This window comes from Pseudomonadota bacterium, from assembly GCA_030859565.1.
GTDB lineage: Bacteria > Pseudomonadota > Gammaproteobacteria > JACCXJ01 > JACCXJ01 > USCg-Taylor.
Window position 1 is genome coordinate 1 of record JALZJW010000079.1, and the last position, 18,134, is coordinate 18,134.

The 18,134-nt window shown below is 57.4% G+C and carries 14 protein-coding genes and 1 pseudogene; 2 read left to right on the forward strand and 13 right to left on the reverse strand.

Features of this window, described 5'->3' with window-relative positions; translation table 11 throughout:
• Nucleotides 1-405: 405 nt before the first annotated feature.
• The 11 genes from M3436_12465 to M3436_12515 form a co-directional block, all read right to left on the reverse strand.
• Nucleotides 406-897 (reverse strand): hypothetical protein, encoded by a 492-nt coding sequence (locus M3436_12465; GenBank protein ID MDQ3564911.1) that lies wholly within the window; start codon nucleotides 895-897, stop codon nucleotides 406-408.
• A 126-nt stretch (nucleotides 898-1,023) separates the two neighbouring features.
• Complete coding sequence (locus M3436_12470; protein MDQ3564912.1) at nucleotides 1,024-2,568, reverse strand: hypothetical protein; 1,545 nt, start codon at nucleotides 2,566-2,568, stop codon at nucleotides 1,024-1,026.
• Entirely contained in the window at nucleotides 2,565-3,935 is a 1,371-nt protein-coding gene (locus M3436_12475; protein ID MDQ3564913.1) for a toll/interleukin-1 receptor domain-containing protein, read from the reverse strand. Before M3436_12475 ends, M3436_12470 begins: the two co-directional genes overlap by 4 nt.
• Before the next feature lie 46 nt (nucleotides 3,936-3,981).
• On the reverse strand, nucleotides 3,982-6,372 hold the full coding sequence (locus M3436_12480; protein ID MDQ3564914.1) for a site-specific DNA-methyltransferase: 2,391 nt from the start codon (nucleotides 6,370-6,372) through the stop codon (nucleotides 3,982-3,984).
• 113 nt (nucleotides 6,373-6,485) lie between these two features.
• On the reverse strand, nucleotides 6,486-6,938 hold the full coding sequence (locus M3436_12485) for a PIN domain-containing protein (GenBank protein ID MDQ3564915.1): 453 nt from the start codon (nucleotides 6,936-6,938) through the stop codon (nucleotides 6,486-6,488).
• Nucleotides 6,928-7,176: a hypothetical protein gene (locus M3436_12490; protein MDQ3564916.1), complete on the reverse strand. Its 249-nt coding sequence runs from the start codon at nucleotides 7,174-7,176 to the stop codon at nucleotides 6,928-6,930. Before M3436_12490 ends, M3436_12485 begins: the two co-directional genes overlap by 11 nt.
• A 40-nt stretch (nucleotides 7,177-7,216) precedes the next feature.
• A complete protein-coding gene (locus tag M3436_12495; protein ID MDQ3564917.1) occupies nucleotides 7,217-9,931 on the reverse strand; it encodes a DEAD/DEAH box helicase family protein in 2,715 nt (904 codons plus the stop codon).
• Between the two features lie 349 nt (nucleotides 9,932-10,280).
• A complete protein-coding gene (locus M3436_12500; protein MDQ3564918.1) occupies nucleotides 10,281-11,402 on the reverse strand; it encodes a helix-turn-helix transcriptional regulator in 1,122 nt (373 codons plus the stop codon).
• A 12-nt stretch (nucleotides 11,403-11,414) separates the two neighbouring features.
• Nucleotides 11,415-12,260 carry an extracellular solute-binding protein gene (locus M3436_12505; protein ID MDQ3564919.1) on the reverse strand — a complete coding sequence of 282 codons (846 nt, stop codon included), beginning with the start codon at nucleotides 12,258-12,260 and terminating at the stop codon, nucleotides 11,415-11,417.
• Between the two features lie 32 nt (nucleotides 12,261-12,292).
• Nucleotides 12,293-13,000 carry a phosphate ABC transporter ATP-binding protein gene (locus M3436_12510; GenBank protein ID MDQ3564920.1) on the reverse strand — a complete coding sequence of 236 codons (708 nt, stop codon included), beginning with the start codon at nucleotides 12,998-13,000 and terminating at the stop codon, nucleotides 12,293-12,295.
• Nucleotides 13,001-13,046: 46 nt separating this feature from the next.
• Nucleotides 13,047-13,751, reverse strand: a complete 705-nt coding sequence (locus tag M3436_12515; protein MDQ3564921.1) for an ABC transporter permease — start codon at nucleotides 13,749-13,751, stop codon at nucleotides 13,047-13,049.
• Between the two features lie 315 nt (nucleotides 13,752-14,066).
• Here M3436_12515 and M3436_12520 point away from each other — a divergent pair.
• Nucleotides 14,067-15,381: pseudogene (locus tag M3436_12520) on the forward strand (alginate export family protein).
• A gap of 103 nt (nucleotides 15,382-15,484) precedes the next feature.
• Here the strand turns inward: M3436_12520 and ampE are convergent.
• On the reverse strand, nucleotides 15,485-16,345 hold the full coding sequence (gene ampE, locus M3436_12525; protein MDQ3564922.1) for a regulatory signaling modulator protein AmpE: 861 nt from the start codon (nucleotides 16,343-16,345) through the stop codon (nucleotides 15,485-15,487).
• 28 nt (nucleotides 16,346-16,373) lie between these two features.
• Nucleotides 16,374-16,922, reverse strand: coding sequence for a 1,6-anhydro-N-acetylmuramyl-L-alanine amidase AmpD (gene ampD, locus M3436_12530; GenBank protein ID MDQ3564923.1), 549 nt, complete (start codon nucleotides 16,920-16,922; stop codon nucleotides 16,374-16,376).
• Nucleotides 16,923-17,278: 356 nt separating this feature from the next.
• On the opposite strand from ampD, the gene nadC reads away from it, so the two are divergent.
• Nucleotides 17,279-18,097, forward strand: coding sequence for a carboxylating nicotinate-nucleotide diphosphorylase (gene nadC, locus M3436_12535; GenBank protein MDQ3564924.1), 819 nt, complete (start codon nucleotides 17,279-17,281; stop codon nucleotides 18,095-18,097).
• The last annotated feature ends 37 nt before the right edge of the window (nucleotides 18,098-18,134 follow it).

Below are 18,134 nucleotides of genomic sequence, written 5' to 3' on the forward strand. Positions count from 1 at the left end.
GAACAGTCGTCGCACCGCCCAGGCTCCCGACGCCCCCAGCTATCCCCGGAGGCCAGTACTCTTTCACCCTAGGAGGCCAGGCTTTACTACCTTCTTTCAGACTCATCTTTGAATTAGAAAATACTCCGAGACAGCGTTAGTGCTTCGGATCCGACATCAACGTGAAGCGGGATACCAAGGAGATTAGACACCACGTCTTGAATGTTGAAGACTCCAAATAAACTCACACGCCCTCTCTCCCTCGCCTCAGATGTAGGGTGCGTAAGCCGCGCTGTTTGCGGCGTAACGCACCAACCCGTCGGCCGCAGGCCGATACCTTGGAGTACGGCTTGAAAAGGAGGCCCGCTGCGCGGGCCGAGTCGGTGGGTTGGGGCATAAACAGCATGCCGAACCCACCCTTTCCGTTCACGCCAGGTGCTCCTGAAGCCGCTCGACCGGGTACCCGTAATCGATGGCACTAAAGGGTGTACGGTTGAGCGCGTGGTGGAGTTGAGCCAGGTCAACGCTTGCCAGACCGCCGTCGCATTGCATATGCGCTCCGATCTGAAACCGCATGTCATTCATCGAGCCCAGCACGCTGCGGTTGCTGGAACGGGTGAAGCGGACCACGCGGCAAGCTTCCAGCATTCGTTCGATCTGGGTTTGAGCAAACTCGTCCCACACCAGCGCCTTGAACAGGCGCTGGCCGAAGACCTCATCCAACTGCTCGAACTCCGGTTTTCTCAAGCCCGGCACGAACACCGAGTACAAGGACTCGTCGTGCGTGAACAGCACACACTTGCGCCGGTCGAACCGCAGCAGATTGGCGTGCCAGCTTGCGCCCGAAGCGGACGGGTCAATGAAGCGGTCCGGGATTTCCGCCAGCAGTTTCTGCGTACAATGAATCAAGAGCGGCATGGACCTGGATTCATACCCTGCGACGGTTCACGTGCGCGCGATCGCTTGAGCAGCGGCACTAATGAATCCGAGCGCTCGGAGAATAATCTTGTCTACAACGTCCGTTGCCCCTCACGGCTACATTCTTCAAATGTAAAACCGAAAAGGTAGCGGCTTGTAATCGATGTCGCCAGGCACAGCTGTAAGAATTTCTCCAACAGCATTCGCAAAACGGAGAGTAACCGGCCTGCCATCTCCATAAATGCAAGAGTTGTAATTGAGCTTCGTCAGACCGAACACGTCTCTTAGCACTCGTTCGATCTGTGCCTCACCACGGTTCACTTCCACTTCCAACGGCGTAGGGACTTCCCATCCGGGATACGTTTGCAATCTCGGAACATATCCAAGAGACCATAGCAATGCCCGCCGTTCATTCAGGATAAGCGCCGTTCCTCGCAACACGGGTGTTGCGCCGTCTACTCTGTAAAGCTTGTCGTTACTAACGCGCCGAATTCGAATACCTGAAAGCCGTACCTCTCGAGGGACAGCCGATTGGAATCCGCGCCATTCCGCTTCATCGAAACGCGCTCGCCCATGAATAAACAGTTCAGTAGGGAGTTGTCCGTGCTTGTCTCTGTACGTTTGAACCACCAAGGACATCAGCTCGCGCGCTTTCTCTTCTGATAAATGACTTTCCTTGCGATCAGCCTGATACCAGTTTCCATCGACGCCCTTAAACACTACGCCATCACCGGAGTTCAAAAACATCTGTGCGCCGCAGCAAGCGTTTGCCTCCCGTGTGGGTTGGTGTAATTGCTTGTAGACGAGACCTACGTAGCAAACTCCCGGTCGGACTCCATCGAGCTGCCACGGCTGCCCCTGAGCTTTAAAAAACGCCGTGGTGCAAAGATTCCATGCGACTGTCGCTGGATCCTCAACTCGTCTCTTGGGTTTTCCTAATCGTGTTTGGAAATCATCTGGCGCCACAGTGGTTTCGCGGACGATCTGTACAACCACATGGTGCCTCAACATCTTGGCCTTAAGTTGGTTATGAAAATTGACCTCGTAGCGTTCGACTTCAAGCGTTTGTTCGGCATCGCGTTGCCAATCGGCGAATAGCAATCTAGTCGGGTTATCTAGGAGTTTGTGTGCCTCCCGGCTCGACATCGGTAGCTTAGATTGCGTTCGCTCGGCTGTCGGCACTGTCTGCAGCGGACGACCCAATCGGTAGACGTCTTCGGGAATCACGACAAACCAAAAGTCTGGTTGCGCTTCTTCACGACGCAGATATTGGCTGATAGCGGTTTCATAAATTTCTACGCATTCATAAACGGCTTCATGCCGATTTTCTCGACGAATGGCAGTCTGGACCCTGTCGCTATCCACGGTTACACATGCCATCGGCTCTGCGGGCCACACAGTATCAAATACTGCGGAAAACCCCGGCCATCCCATACGATGCGCCTTGTCGGAATCAGGTCCAATACGAGTACAAACTTCTCCGGACCAGCGTTTGAAACGACGCAGCCCGTGAACAGTACCAATCACGCCGAAACGCATCCCAGATGCGCCTGGAACGCCTTGCAGGGGACCAAACAAAAATAAGCCATCTTTTACATACTCCGAGCGTTGTCGATGTCCGAATAAGAGGTTCGGCTCTTCCAAATGAATCGCTTCGACCAGGCCGCTCACGCGATCACCGTGTCGTCTTCAATCTCATCATCATCCCAATCAGTCGGGTCTTCTTCATCCTCAGGCAAGTAAGCGTTGTCAGCCACGTAACAGACGGGTAGTTGAACAGTCATCATGGAGGCGTCCAATAGCATTTCCGCGGATCCACCGAGGCTGATATTCGTCGACTTTGCTTCCTTCCCGAACAACTCTGCCAGAAACGCTTGCAGCAAGTCGCGCCATTTGTCATTCCACCATAGCTTGCAGTAGCGACGGCGCAAATGCTTTTGGTCTGACAGAGGAGTGATGCCGTTGGCTGAATATAAGACGTGGGGAACAATCTGCACGCCGCGCGGTTCCGCAGCTTTGACCTGCAACGAAATCCCGAAGTGCCATGTCAAGTCTTTAGCTTTGCCAACCAATACCCGGTAGCCTGCTTTACCGCCCGGCTTAACATAATGGCCTTCATTATTTACGCGCCATTGATTTGGAACGAACCATCGATAGTCGAATTGTACAAGCCCCTTGGCGCGCAGGAAGTACTCGATTGCTTGTCGCACGATGTCTGAGAGGAAATTTTGTGCCTCCCGCTTCCCCGTCTCAGGAGCATGTAGGGGTTTACCTCCTAGAAATTCCGTAAGCTTGATTGTGTAGCGGGATTCTATGACGACATGTTCAGGAACCGCCGCGCGCACGGTCTCCAGGTTTGCAAACGATAAGATCAGGCGTTGATGGACCGCATGTGGAACTTTGATCAGACCACGTATTGCGCTCAGCTCATTCGAAGACAGAGAGCTATAGAAATAGTTGATGTCGCTTGGAAGTACGTGGATTGATAGCCAGTTACGGAGCGCCGCTTCAGGCTCCGGCTTGATCTGTTCCCGTCCGCTAACCAATAAAGATGCGATCCGCGATACCTCCGGGTCACCTTCATTCCGGGGCACCTGGTTGCGCTCGAGCGTTTTCAGTAACTTGGAAAAGCCTTCCGACCAATCATTTGAGAAGTCGAGGCCATTGGCTTGCTTTAACTGAATCGGAAACTCATCCCATGGGAGATCATCGCCCTTAACGGGAATGATGAAGCGGGGATCTCCCAGCTTTCGGCTTACATCGCAAGCTTCAGCTAGTTCATCCTTTACGCCCTTTCGGGTGACGGAAACGTGAGTGACGATACTTAGGAAACGAATCGTGTCGAACCGAATTGCGTTTTCTATATCGGTCCAGAAAGGATCGCCCGCGTGAAGTTGCTCCAAGTCGGCCCACACTTGGTAGCCGCGCGCACTTAGACGGCCACACAGCCAGCGCGTCAACTCGTCGTCTTCAGGCCGGGCGTGGCTGATAAAGACGGTCTTACGCAGTTTTTCGGATACGTTGTTTGTGTCGGTCATAACACTTTGGCCGTTCTTCAGAATAGAACACTCGTAGCAAAATGGATCACCCCGCGCTAACCGGCATCAGGGTCATTGTGTCGTTGCCGAAGATGTCGATCACCTTGACAGCCACGGTGTAGCGGCCCGCCTGGGTGTAGGTATGTGGCGCTGAGAGGAGTTCCAGCGTGCGGTTCTTGCGGGTGCGGAAGCTCTGCCATTCGTTTTCGAAGATGTAGCCGCCGGTCCAGCGATCCTCGAACTCTGGTTCTTCAACGCCAGCCGTAGCCGTAGTAGCCGTAGGTCGGGTTAGCGTAGCGTAACCCGACGTCGAGGCGTTCGGCTCGGGTGTCGGGTTACGCCCTTGCGGGCTAACCCGACCTACATCGATCCCAATCCCCGCATCCCGCGCCACCTTGATGATCTCACGGCGCGACATGTAGTCGAAATCCACGGCCCAGTAGTCCACCCAGTCGGTCCAGTGCTTGGTAAGCGTCTCGCGGGTGACGATGCCCTCCTTGTCCTTGCTTATCTTGATGAGTTGGCCTTGCTCGCAGACGACCTGGGACTTGCCGTTCTTGAGACTTGCGGCGGCGGCATCAAGCGCGCCTTGGGTGTAGTAGACGGAGAAGTCGGTAAGCTCGATCTGGAGCGTGAGCTGGTCCTTCTTGTCGTAGCGCGGCGTGGCCTCGACAAAGCTCACGTCGTGGAACACCACCTGGCCCTTGTCCACGGCGCGTTTGTCGAAGACCTCCGCCGGGATGTATTTCGGCGCGAGGTCGATGCCCTTGCCCTTGGCCTCGTCGAGCACGGCGGGGAAGAGACCCATCTCGAACTCAAAGGCCAGCACGTCCACGCGCGAGGCGCCGCGCTTGCGGCATTCGGTGATGACCTCCTCGACGAAGAGCCGTCCTACCGGCAGGTTGATCGGGCCGACCACAACCAAGCGCCCCGCGTTCTTGCCGTGGAAGAAGCTCGCATCTTCGAGTGGCTGGGCGCGATAGGCGCGCAGGATCAGCTCGCGGAACTCTCGCTCCTTCTGCGCCAGCGCCTGTTCCTTCTGCTGGCCGGTGAGCCGGCCGCCGACGTTGAGATAGACTTGGCGCTCGTAGCGGCCGAGGTTCAACACCTCGAAGGCTCGGAACGGCTTGCCCGCCGGCTTCAGCTCGCGCTGTACCTGGATCAACCGCTTGCGCGTGGTGTGGATGGCGAACTTGCCGAGATCGGTGCAGATCCACTTCCGCCCAAGCTTCTCCGCCACCGCTGCCGTGGTGCCGGAACCGCAGAAGAAATCGGCAACGACGTCGCTTTCGTTGCTGCTGGCCTTGATAATGCGTTCGAGCAGGGCCTCGGGTTTCTGAGTCGGATAGTCAAGGCGCTCCCGTTTGTCCTGAGCGTGAACTGGGTTGATGTCGGTCCAAATTGTCCCGGCCACAACGCCCTGCATCGTGTCGAGGTACAGTTTTTTCCAAGGAACTCCAGAACTGGAATAGTAGATGCGCCCTTCGGCTTCGAGCCGACGCATATTTTCTTCCGTGAAGCGCCAGTGTCGTGTTATGCCCTTCCACTCATAACGCGGGCCACGATTGCCTGGAGCCTTCGTCTGGCCCAGTGCAAATAGGCCGCGTTCGTCGCGATACCGGTAGTTCTCTTCAACGTGCTTATCTGTGTAAGGCACATACTGCGTATTGAAAGAGAACCGCTCGGATTTCGTGTAGAAGAAAATCTGCTCGTGCAAAGTCGCAAAGGTTGTTGAATCGCTGTGAGCCTGCTGTCGCTTCCACGAAATCTCAGAGATACAGTTGCTGGCTCCAAAAATCTCGTCGAGTATGAGCTTTACGTAGCTCGATATAAACGGCCCCATGTGCACGTAAATACTCCCCTCCTCCGCCAGCAAATCCCGCATCAGGATCAGCCGCTCGTAGATCATCGAAATGAACGAATCCGCGCCGCGCCCCCAGGTGTCGCGGTAGGCAATCTGCTCCAAGAGGTTCGGCTCCTTGTGGAAGGTCTCGCCGCCAATCTCGATGTCCATAGAGAAGTCAGCGCCGACGTCGAAGGGCGGGTCGATGTAGATGAGCTTCAAGCCTCCCGCGTCCTCGATCTGGCGGCGCAGCGCGCCGCTCTTCAATGACGACAGGATCAGCTTGTTGTCGCCCCAGATGAGCTTGTTGGTCCAGCCCTTGAGCTGGCGGCCGCGGAAATCGAAGAGATCGAGCTGCGGCGACTCCGGCGCTTCCCGGCGCGGCTCGTCCACGTGCTCCAGCGACTGGAAGGGCAGGACAGTGGTGCAGACCTCGCGGCTCTTGCCGTTCCAGACCAATTCCACCTCGCGCTTGTCCTCGAACAGGATGAAGCGGTAATGCTCCGGCAGCGGCTTCCCCTGCTGGATGAGCTGGATCAGGTCGCGCTTTTCGGCGTCGGTGAGGTCGTAGGTGGGTTTGGTCGTACGGGACATGACGCTCAAACCATGCCTATCCGGTTCGCGCCCAACGGTACTACCGATTGGTGGTTACGCCTTACCCGAGTACTACTCATAGGGGTCTTGGACGTCAACCGGATAGGCATGGCTCAAACAACTATGTCCCCAAAGGACAATACAGCGATGCGCCGCCGTGCAGCGGTCTTGATCCGCTTATCCCCGCTGATGAAGGCACGGCAGCCCGCGGAAAGCGCCGCAGCTAGATGAAGCGCATCGGCAAGCTTCAACCCACGGTGCTTCGCCCGCAGTTCGGCGGACAGGTCCGCGACGGCGTCGTCCACCGAAATGATGGCGATCGGCCCCGGCCGGGCGAGCATGGTCCGGTATATCTCCGCCAGCCGGTCGTTACCGCTTCTCAAAGGCTGCACCAGGACCTCGGCGCGGACGATTGGCGAAACAAACGCCTGGACTTCGCTGGAACTGACAGCCTGCAAGAGCGAACGGACGGCGGCGGGCTGTGTGGCGGCGTCGGTTTCTATGGCGTAGATGAGCGCATTGCTGTCGAGGTAAATTCGTTGTCCCCGTAGTTTCTCAATCCTCATCGCGGTCTTTTCGCAGTTCTCTGACGTAGGCGACGACCTCGTCCATAGATTTGTAGCGCGGGTGCGCGCCGACGAACCGCGTCAGATCCGGCTGCACCGCGTGCGGCTCCTGCTGCTCTTCGCCCAGCCCGCGCGCGATCAGGTCGGCGACCACATCCTTGAGCTTGCGGTCGGTCTGTGCGGCGCGGATTCTTACTTCGCGCATCAGCCGGTCGGGCAGTTCCAGCGTAGTTTTCACGTCGGCATCTCCATAAATATGGGTTTATGGTTAGTTTAACTCAGTGCTGATAGTCCCGGAAGGCGGCGGTCAAGCCGGCGAAGTCCTTGGTTGGCGTACGCTCATAGCCCTGCTGGTCCACGTAGAGGAAACGGTACTCGGGCCCGCCCTCTGCCCGGCTCGCGCTTGTCGCATCCGCGCACCATTGTTTGAGCCGGGCCATTTTTTGCGGCAGGTCAATCTCCTCGCGGCCTTTGGTTTCGACGATCCAGACCGTGCCGTCAGTGGTTTTCACGAGAAAGTCGGGAACGTAGTTCGAGAGATCGCCGCTGGCCTTCACGTAATCGATCTTGAAACCGACGGCGAGGTAGTTCTTGGCGAAGGCGACGACATCCGGTGCCTCGTCGAGAAAGCGCGCGAAGCTCAGCTCGAAGCCTCCGGCGTGCGGCTCGCCGACGACTTTGCTGAACAGCGATTTCTTGGGCGCGAGGTAGGGCCGGTTCTCGGTGCGGAAAGGACGCGTGTCCCGCAGCCGAATGCGGTCTTCGATCCGGGAGGTGCCGGTATCCTGAACCGTGAGCGCGTTGATGGCTTGCTTGAAAGAGTCGAACAGGATCTTCCCGGCCTCGGGCTCGGAGAGATTACGCAGCACCACCGGATCTTCGAGGTTGACCGGCTTTGTTTCGAACAGATGCCCGGCCATGAACGCTCTGACCTTCGGATAAAGCACGTCGTAGCCGCCCACGAGGCGCAGTTCCTTCAATAGTTGGCGGGCGAAGAAAGCAACCACGGAGCGATAGTCCGCGGGGCCGGCGCTATCGAGCCGGATGGTGTGATGCACCTCGGCATCGAGCATGGTCTTGAAGACGATCTCGCGCGTCTCTTCCGGCGTGAAGGGTTTAAGCGGAAGCTTCGGATTGCCGAAGCTTGCCGGATCCAGCGCTTCGAGGTTCTTGTACTCCCGGTTGAAGCGGCGCGAGAGTTTCGGAATTTCAATGTCCAGCACATCGAGGTTTTTGTCGGCGTTCTGGGTGTCCACCTCGACAATGAGCGAATCCTTGCGGCCGGCGCCCGGCCCCATCGGCACCCGTTCGAAGGTGACTCCCTCGCTTTGAATGGATTCGACGAACTCCATGAAGGCGGGCGTGCCCATGACCGCGACGGTCTCCGGGATTTGAGATCCGAAGTACATCCGCCGTAGACCACGCCCTATGGTTTGTTCGGGGAGTATGTTGCTTGGGGCGGCGAACGCGCGCAGGCCAACGATGGTGGTGACGTTGCGCACATCCCAACCCTCCTTGAGCATCAGCACGGAGACGATGGCTTTGTATGGGCTGGCCCAGGAGTCGATCGCGTTCGCCTGTTTGCGCAACAGCTCCAGTTCGTCTTTGTTCTTGCCGGTGGATGCCTCGGAGATCTCGCCGTTGTTCTTGGTGTGAATGATCAGCACCGCGTCTTGCAACTCGGGACAAGTCTTTTCCAGCCAAGCGCCAACCTCGTCGCAGTTGCGGGTGTCGTCCACCATGACGAAGAGCACCGCCTTCTTGGCCAGCGCCTCGTGCTCGGAGTAGCTCTTTCGCCACTCCTCGATCCCGAGTTGCAGGTAGTCCGCGTAACGCTCGGTGAAGATCGCGCTCTTGTGCTCCTGTAATCTAGCGCGGCTCGGCGCATCCGGCAGTACCGGGTGCTTGACGACGTCCTGGTGGATGGCCTCGACCAGTGGATAATCCGAGACCGTCTGCACGAAGATCGCGCCGTTGTTGTGCCGGGGCGTGGCGGTCACGTCCACCTGCAAGGCCAAACGCCCATCCTTCTGCAACATCCGGTGGTGGATGTCCTGGATACTCTTGAACCAGGCCATCTTCGGATCGTGAATATGGTGGGCCTCGTCATTGAACACGGCCAGCTCTTCGATTTCGCGGACGATCTCGCCGAGATCGGTTCTGCTGTCGGTGGTTTTGCCGGCCGGCTTGGGACCGAAGGGCGCGAGGAAATAATCGCGCAGGTCGTCATCTTCCAGAGACGGCTCGCGTACATCGCCTAGATAGACACGATGAATGTTGGTGAGAAAGAGATTGCCCGTCTCGCGCACGACGCGAACATCATCCTGAATGTGCAGCGTGAGCTGGAAATCGTCCCGCCAGTTGCGGCCCGCGTGACCGTTGTCCGGCAGAATCGGGTCATTGAAGAAGATGCGCAGCCCGTCGAAATCGGCACGCAGCCGGTCGAGGACGATGATGTTCGGCGCGATCAAGAGAAAGTTCCTGGCGAGCGCGGAGTCCGGTTCGTAGAGCTTGTGGAAGAAGCTCCAGGCGATGAGGAGCGACAACACCTTGGTCTTGCCCGCGCCGGTCGCCATCTTGAGGACATAGCGCGGCCAGTCCTCGTCGAACATCCCCGCCGAGACCGCGCCCGACGCATCGAATCGGAGCAGGTCGAACTTGTCCCTGACCTTGCGCGCGTCATGCAACCAGATCACCGTTTCCACCGCTTCGCGCTGCGCGAAGTAATAACGGAACGGCGACAGCGTGCCGTCGGCCTGCTCGACCAGGTGCTCGGTCTCGAACCACCAGCTAAGCAGCGCGCGGGAGGTCTCCGAGGCGCCGGCGTAGCCCGCACCCCGCCAGGCTGCGACCTCGCCGCGTACCTTGGCGACCAGGGGCGGTAGTAGCTTTTCGTAGGCCGTGCTACGAAGTTCTTCCGCGGCCGGGAACCAGCGCCCGTCCGGCGGCAGTTCGGCATAGGGCGATGTCGGGAATTCAGGGTGTAGCGCCATGGGTCACGATGCGTGTAAGGCGGGGTATAGAATAAACGCCCTTTTTGCTCAGGTAGGAAAGTACTGAGGGCCGGGCCTGTTGTCAATCACAGTGAAAATCGAGGCGAAATCCAGCGATTTGCCGCTACTGCGGCCTTCGCCCAACCACCCACATAAAAAAGCCCCCTGGCGGGGGCAAAATCGTGGAGGCTAAGCTGTAGCGCATCTTAGGGGAGTTTGAGCCGTTGCGGAATGTGACAAATGCCGCATCGCTGCAGTTATCGACGCAAGCGCCGAATGTTGCAAACCACACTGCTGTTATCCGGAGTGAGCTACGAAAATGCAACGCGCTTCGCGCGTGCTCGCACGCTCAAGACCGAGGCGGATGCTCAGGCGGAATAGCCCAGACTGCCGGGGCGTCGCTATAGGCGATGACGCTATCGACCGGCACGATCGTTCCTGCCTGAGCAGCATCGTAACCCGGAAGCGCGCCGGCTTGGGATTTAAACTCGGCGCTACGCAGCATGCTGACAAGCTCCGATACCGCGGACTTCGAGAGGGTGTCGCGAGACAGGGCGAACCAATAGTTTTCCCAGGTGACCGGGATAAAATGCAGGCCGAAGCGGCGCGCCGCCGCTTCGATCCCGAAGCCGGCATCGGCCCCGCCACTCGCCACGATGGCGGCCACCGCCAGGTGCGTGAATTCCTCGGTGCTGTAGCCATGGATTGCCTCGGGCACGACAGCGGCCTCTTCGAGCAGAAGGTCCAGGATCATGCGCGTCCCCGATCCGGGTTGGCGATTGACGAAGCGTAGCGAATCCTTGGCGAGATCGGCGACCGATTCGATGCGCTTGGGATTGTCTTGCGCCGCCATTATTCCCTGCCGGCGGCGCACGGCATGAATGAGCACATCCGAGTTGGGGTCCAACGAGCGCCGAAAGCGCGGCGCGAGGCACACGCCGAGCGCCCCGTCCGGGAGATGGAAACCGGCCAGATCGCACTTCGAGCCGCGCAAGAGGCGGACGCTGTCGAGACTGCCGCGAAACTGAAGATCGACCCGGATCCCCCGCTCTGCTTGCAATAAATCGCGCAACAGCGGGATCGCCAACCCGTGGCTCGCGTAAATGCGCAGCGGCGGCCCGCTGTCCACCTGCAGGACCGCGCGCAGTTCCGCGGCAAGCTCGGAGGCGAGGCTCTCGAGCTCCGGCCCCAAGCGTGCGTTGATGCGACGCTGCCCCCAAAGCAGTTTTTGCCCGAGCGGCGTCAGGGTAGCGCCCCGACCGCGTTCTAGACGTGCCAGCGGCTGGCCCAGCGCGCGCTCCCATTTCTGCATGAGGCCCCAGGCATAGCGATAGGAAACCCCTTGGTCTTTAGCGGCGACCTGCAGCGAGCCGCGCTCGTGCATGTATTGTAGCAGTCGGAAGAGCTCAGGCTCGACCGCCTCCGCTCGAGCGAGCCCCAGCGACCAATGCAGACCGAACCTGATCTCCACGATGACTTTACTTTATTCGGTCCCCGTTTTCTTTACATCTGCAGCATTGGGTTTGAATAGTACCTGGCCTTCCACTTGGAATGCCGCTATGGCCGCCTGACCTTCGGATGAGATCATCCAATCCATAAAAGCTAGACCCGCGTCTTTCTTGACGTGCTTGTGTTTCGCGGGGTTCACCAAGATCACGCTGTATTGATTAAAGAGCTTTTCGTCGTCCTCGTCCAGCAAGGCCAGTTCGCCGCGATTCTTGAACGTCACCCAACTGGCGCGATCCGAAAGCGTATAAGCATTCAAACCCACCGTGGTATTGAGCGTTGCCCCCATACCGGAACCGACTTCCTTGTAGTTTTTACCCAGCCCCTCTTTTGGATCGATGCCGGCTTCCTTCCATAAGCGTAATTCGAGGCGATGGGTGCCGCTATCGTCACCGCGGGATACAAAGGTCTGTTTGGACTTTGCGATCTTCTGAAAATCACTGACCGCGTCCTGCTGAGATCTGATCCCAGCAGGATCTTTTTCGGGGCCGACGATCACAAAGTCGTTATACATCACTTCACGGCGATCGACACCGTAACCCTTTTCGAGGAACTGAAGCTCACCGATCTTGTCGTGAACCAGTAGCACATCGGCATCGCCTTTTTGGCCTAATTTGATCGCCTGCCCGGTCCCGACCGCGACGACGTGCACTTCGATCCCCGATTCTTTCTTAAACAGGGGCAAATAATAGTCGAAAAACCCGGAAGCCTGCGTGGAAGTCGTGGACGCCAACGTTATAAACGAATCGGCGGCCAGCACCGGTAATGCCGACAACGCGAGTGAAACGACAGCCCATCGTAGTGTACCTAGAAACAGTTGCATGATTGCACTCCTTTTGTCGTTGTTAAAAAGCGTCACCATAAAAGATCGCCTTTCAGAAAGGCTTTCGCATCGGGATGGATAGGATCGGCAAAAAAATCCGGGGCGGGTGCATGCGCCAGCAACCGGCCGCGGTGTAGAAATAAGACTTCGTCAGCCAGACGGCGTGCTTGTCCTAGATCATGGGTGGTCATGATGATCTTGGTGCCAGTATCGCGAAAGATCCGGATCACGTCTTCGACGGCGCGCGTCGCCGCCGGGTCCAGACTCGCTGTAGGCTCGTCTAAAAATAACACTTCCGGGTCCACCGCCCAGGCGCGCGCTAGTGCCAAGCGCTGTTGCTCACCGCCCGACAAGATCCGCGCGTAGCGGCCTGCCAGCCGTTCCAGCCCCGCCATCATCAATGCTTGTGTGACTCGCGATCCTCGCACGGCGCGATCGATACCCTGTATGCCTAAGGCATAATCGATATTGGCAGCCACGGAGCGACGAAGGAGGACGGGCCTTTGAAACACCATCGCTTGGTAGGCTTGTGCTCGATCGGCAGCGGGCCCGAGCCACCTGATCCGCCCACTGCTCGGGGCCAAAAGCCCATGGCAGAGACGCAGGAACAGACTCTTACCCGCGCCATTGGGTCCGAGCACGACGGTGCTCCTACCGTGATCCAGACAGCAAGAAACTTCTTCCAACAGTGCCTGACCGTCTCTATGAAAACTAAGCCTCTCTATTCGAAGAGGGAGGATCCCCCCACCTGCCCGTAATCCTCGCGGTCCGGCGATCGAGGAGATCTCAGTCGGCGAACGGTTCGGAAGCGTCTTTGGTAAAGTAGACAGCTGCATTTATCATCAAGACTATAAAGATGAGCACGAAACCGATCGCAAGCGCTAGAGCTAGATCCCCCCTTGCGGTTTCCAACACGATTGTCGTCGTCATCACCCGGGTTTCGCCCGCGATGTTACCCCCTACGATCAAAACCGCCCCCACTTCCGCGACCGCCCGCCCGAAACCGGCGAGCACCACAGTCAGAAATCGATACCGTCCTTCCCACAGTAGAGTCCGCAGAGCTTGAATGCGGCTGGCGCCGAGCGATCTCAGCTGCTCCTGATACTCTTCCCATAGATCCCGGAACACTTGCCGGCTCAAGGCGGCAATGATGGGTGTCACCAGTATGCATTGTGCAATCACCATCGCCGTTGGGCGAAACAGGAGTCCGAATTCACCGAGCGGGCCCGAACGCGATAGCAATAAGTACACGGTCAAGCCGACCACGACCGGCGGTAAGCCCATCAAAGCACTCATAAGGATCATCAAGAACCGACGGCCCGGGAATCGGGTGATCGCGATCGCCGCGCCCAGCGGAAATCCGATCGACGTCGCCAAGGCCACCGCCGTTAGGCTGACCTGCAAGGACAACAACACGATTTCGGCGAGCCTCGCATCGAAACCCAGTACCATGTTCAATGCGGTCACCGCCGCCGTCCTCATCTCCTCCATGGCCGACTTTCCTCGCCAAACCGGATGCGGCGCCTACTCATATATGTATCACTTTTCCTATTTATTCGGGACTGTTGTATCACATATTATATTACAGGCGCTGGAATTTATTACATTCGGTATGAATATGCATATTTAGATTCGAATAAAGGTCGTCCGTGACCGGAAAGAGAAACGATAATCACCATCTGGGGAATCGAGTCACGACGTAGTCACCACCTAAGACTTAGAGCGAATTAAATGATTACAAAAACGACACTGGTCTATCCCTTACTCCTTTGGAGCTCGCTGCTCAGCGCCGAGCAAGCTGCACCTATGCCGTGGCGAGTCCACGACGCGCTAAGCTTACCCCCCTGGTTACAACTCTCTTTCGAGCATCGCACGCGCTATGAAAGCGTGGACAATCAATTTCGCGCGCTCGGCACCGGCGGTGATCAAGTCATCGCTTTTCGCACGCTGGCATTGCTTGAAGCGACATTCGCGTCGTGGCGTGTTGGCGGCGAGTTCATGGACTCTCGCTTGGCACTCGACGACAGCGGGACCCCGATCGACACGACCCAGGTTGATGAAGCCGAACTCTTGCAAGCCTACGCCGCCTGGAACACCAAGAATCTCTTGGGTTCCGATTTGAGCGCCGAATTCAAAGGCGGGCGCCAAACCATCGATCTTGGGAGCCGCAGGTTGGTTGCACGAAATTCCTTCCGGAATACTATCAACTCGTTCACGGGTTTACATTTTATGACTGAGATACCGGGGCAATGGCAAGCGCGAAGCTTCTTCGTGCTCCCCTGACCCGCCTCCCGGACACCGTTAGCGAAATCGTAAACGATGAAGTCGAATTCGATGAAGAAAGTTTTAACACCTACTTTGGCGCCTTGTTTTTACGCCGCGATCAGGTCATGTGGGGCGCCAACGGAGAATCTATTTCCTGGCGTTGAACGAAGAGGACGGCTCCGATCTCGCGACGCGGGACCGAGAGCTCTATACGCCGGGGTTTCGGATCTTTAAAGATCCTGCTAAGGGACAGGTCGATTTCGAGCTCGAATCTATCTATCAGTTTGGCCAATCGCGCGCCTCCACCCAAGTAACCGACACCGAGGATCTTGATCACTTTGCTCATATGCAGCATGGGCAGATCGGTTACACCTTCGCTCTTCCCTGGTCGCCTCGCTTCCTGGCTCAATACGATTATGCGAGTGGAGATGAGGACCCCACCGATGACGACAACGGTCGATTCGATACGCTGTTTGGCGCGCGCCGCTTCGAATTCGGTCCCACCGGGATCTGGGGTGCGTTTGCGAGAAGTAATATCAGCTCGCCCGGTTACCGGCTAATAGTAAAGCCTCACGAGACCGTATCGGCGTTCATTGGTCACCGCCTTTTCTGGCTTGCGCAATCGAAGGACGCGTGGACTACAGCCAACATCCGCGATGTCACGGGTCAGTCGGGAGATTTTATCGGCCATCAAATCGAAGCGAGTGTCAACTGGCAGGTGATCCCGAAGAACATCACGCTAGAAGCAGGCTGGGCGTATCTTGTTAAAGGCGAATTCGCGGAGGACGCCCCGAACGCCCCGGTCGATACGGATGACTCGAACTACTTCTATGCGCAAACAGTGCTGCAGTTCTAAGGCGATGTACTACGCAACGCTGCCGGCTCGGCCGCCGGAAGGAATGCCTTCCGGCGGCCCGGCGGGCGCCGAGCCCTTGCAAAGTCCGCGGGCGACCGGTCGGCTACGGTATCCAGCTAATGACATGAATGATCACCAGTATCGCGAGCAGTACCATTAGCGTGCGAAATACCAGGGCCTGTGCCGCCGTGATTCTCTCAACCTCATCACCCGAAATCGCCCCCTCCAATGCGCCGGTCCCGCTTTGTTTGAGCACGGTATCGGTGTGCTGTAAATCGAGAGTTTCCGTCACTCGCCAGTGATTGAATGCACCCGTGAGATTACCGGCGACGGCATATCCAAGAGCCGCGATTCTCGCCGGGATCCAAGACAGTGCATTGCGCACCCGGCCGGCCCATTCGCTCAGGCCCGAGGAGGCCTGGGTGGCGTAATGACTCAACTCATTGGAAAACCGGAACAGCACCGCGCCGAACCAGCCCAATAACGCAAACCAAAATATAACCCCGAACACGCGCCCATTCGCTTCGGTAAATACCGATTCCACCACCGTCCGGCCGCGCGATTGCGTATCCACCGGGCTTGCGGAACGGGAAAACGCCTGTGCTAAGCGATTCGCCTCGTCCTCGTTGCCGCCGCGTATCGCATTAACGATAGCCTTGATTTCCGCATCGAGGTCCTGCAGGCCGAGGCAGTACAACAAGATCACAATCGACAGCAAGAATCCAAGAAACGCGAGGATGCCATTGATAAATGAGAACACGACATAAAATACTAAAACCGGTAAGGCAATCAAAATAGCAACGCCCACCGGACCTTTGAAGACTTCGATACCCCCGAGCTTCTGCTCGGCCATGCCCGCAAAAGCACGGTACCAGCCCAGCCTTCGCAGCTCCCTGAATTTTGCTAACGGTTCCGCTAGCAATTTCTCCACCGCCGTGGCAATCAGGATGACAAGTAGGTTCATTGTTATTCCTCCATCACTGTTTAGCCCATCACATAACTATTAGTTTTTTTAATCTACCCCAGTCGAACGCCGGTCCCGGATCGGTCTTGCGGCCTGGCGCTATATCGCAATGCCCAACGATTCGGCCAAGCGCGATCCCCGGCCACACCCGCATAATCAGCTTGGAAAGTTCCGCCAGTACACCGTATTGCATCTCTTCATAGGGATCGTCGTCCCGGCCTTCCAATTCAATACCAATGGAAAAGTCATTGCAAGAACGCCGGCCCTGAAACTCGGACACGCCTGCATGCCACGCCCGCCGGTGAAAAGGCACGTATTGGATTACTTCACCCTCACGTTTAATCACCACGTGCGCCGATACCCGCAGCGTTTCAATGGTCCGAAAGTAAGGATGCGCATCGGCATGCAATCGATTGGTGAAAAATTCATCGATATAATCGCCTCCATAAATTCCGGGAGGCAGACTAATCGCGTGTATCACCAAAAGATCGATGGGCGTACCCGGAGGCCGATCGTCACAGTTGGGGGACGGGAGCCGGCGAACCCCGGTCAACCACCCCTCTTCGTCCACGCGCAACCGGCCGGCCGGCAGTGGCGCTTCATCCACGAGCTGTCTTCGCACACACCCTTCTCGTGTCAGTGCATACATCGTTTTAGGGACTTCCTTTGGTCGTTCTTGATGCCCTGGATGCACTGTGCCGCCGTCTATGTCAGACTCGTGTCCGGACAGGTGAATGCCTCCCGGTGGTAAAGAAACCCTGCGCCAGCTCGCATTCTAGCATGGGATTAATGGCTATGTCTTTTAAACCGATGCAACTTTTTTAAGATATTCAAGCTGTTGTCGAGATGAATTGCGTAACTGCCTCACGCCGTGAGTTCAAATATAATCACATATGAGACAATGTGTTAGATGATTCTTTAAATCATATTGCCGTGGCTCAGGCCCTCCAAGAAGATGTAGGCGAGGGTGATCTCACCGCGGTTTTGATCCCGCCGGACCACCATTCGAGGGCCCATGTGCTAACACGGGATGATGCGGTTCTGTGCGGAACACACTGGTTTAGCGCTGTCTTTCATCGGCTCGACACGCGGGTCGAGATTGCATGGCAGGCGCACGATGGCGACGAGGTCCTGCCTAATCAAGAGATCTGCGTGCTCGCCGGCCCCACCCGCGCGTTATTGAGCGGCGAGCGCACCGCCCTGAACTTCTTGCAGACGTTGTCCGGGACCGCCACCGTGACGCGCGCCTATGCCCGTACGTTGCAAGGCACCCACACCAAATTGCTCGATACGAGAAAGACCATCCCGGGATTACGCGAGGCGCAGAAATACGCCGTTCGCTGCGGCGGGGGTTACAACCACCGCCTCGGCTTGTTCGATGGGATCCTGATTAAGGAAAACCACATCGCCGCCGTCGGCTCGATCGCCGGCGCCGTCACTAATGCCAAGGCGCGCTACCCGGAGATGCAGGTTGAGGTGGAAGTGGAAAATCTGGCGCAGCTTGACGAGGCGATTTCTGCCGACGCCGACATCGTATTACTCGATAACTTCACCGTGAATCAACTGCACGCGGCTGTCGCCCGCAATCGCGGGCGGGTCCGGATCGAGGCCTCGGGCGGATTCGATTTCGACACGCTGAGAGCGGCGGCCGGCACGGGAATCGATTTCATTTCCGTCGGCGCCCTGACTAAGCATATCCGGGCGATCGATCTTTCGATGCGTTTTCTCCATGACCAAAAGGAAGCTCTCTAAGGAAGCTCTGCAAAAGTGTCGCGAGCAAGCCCAGATG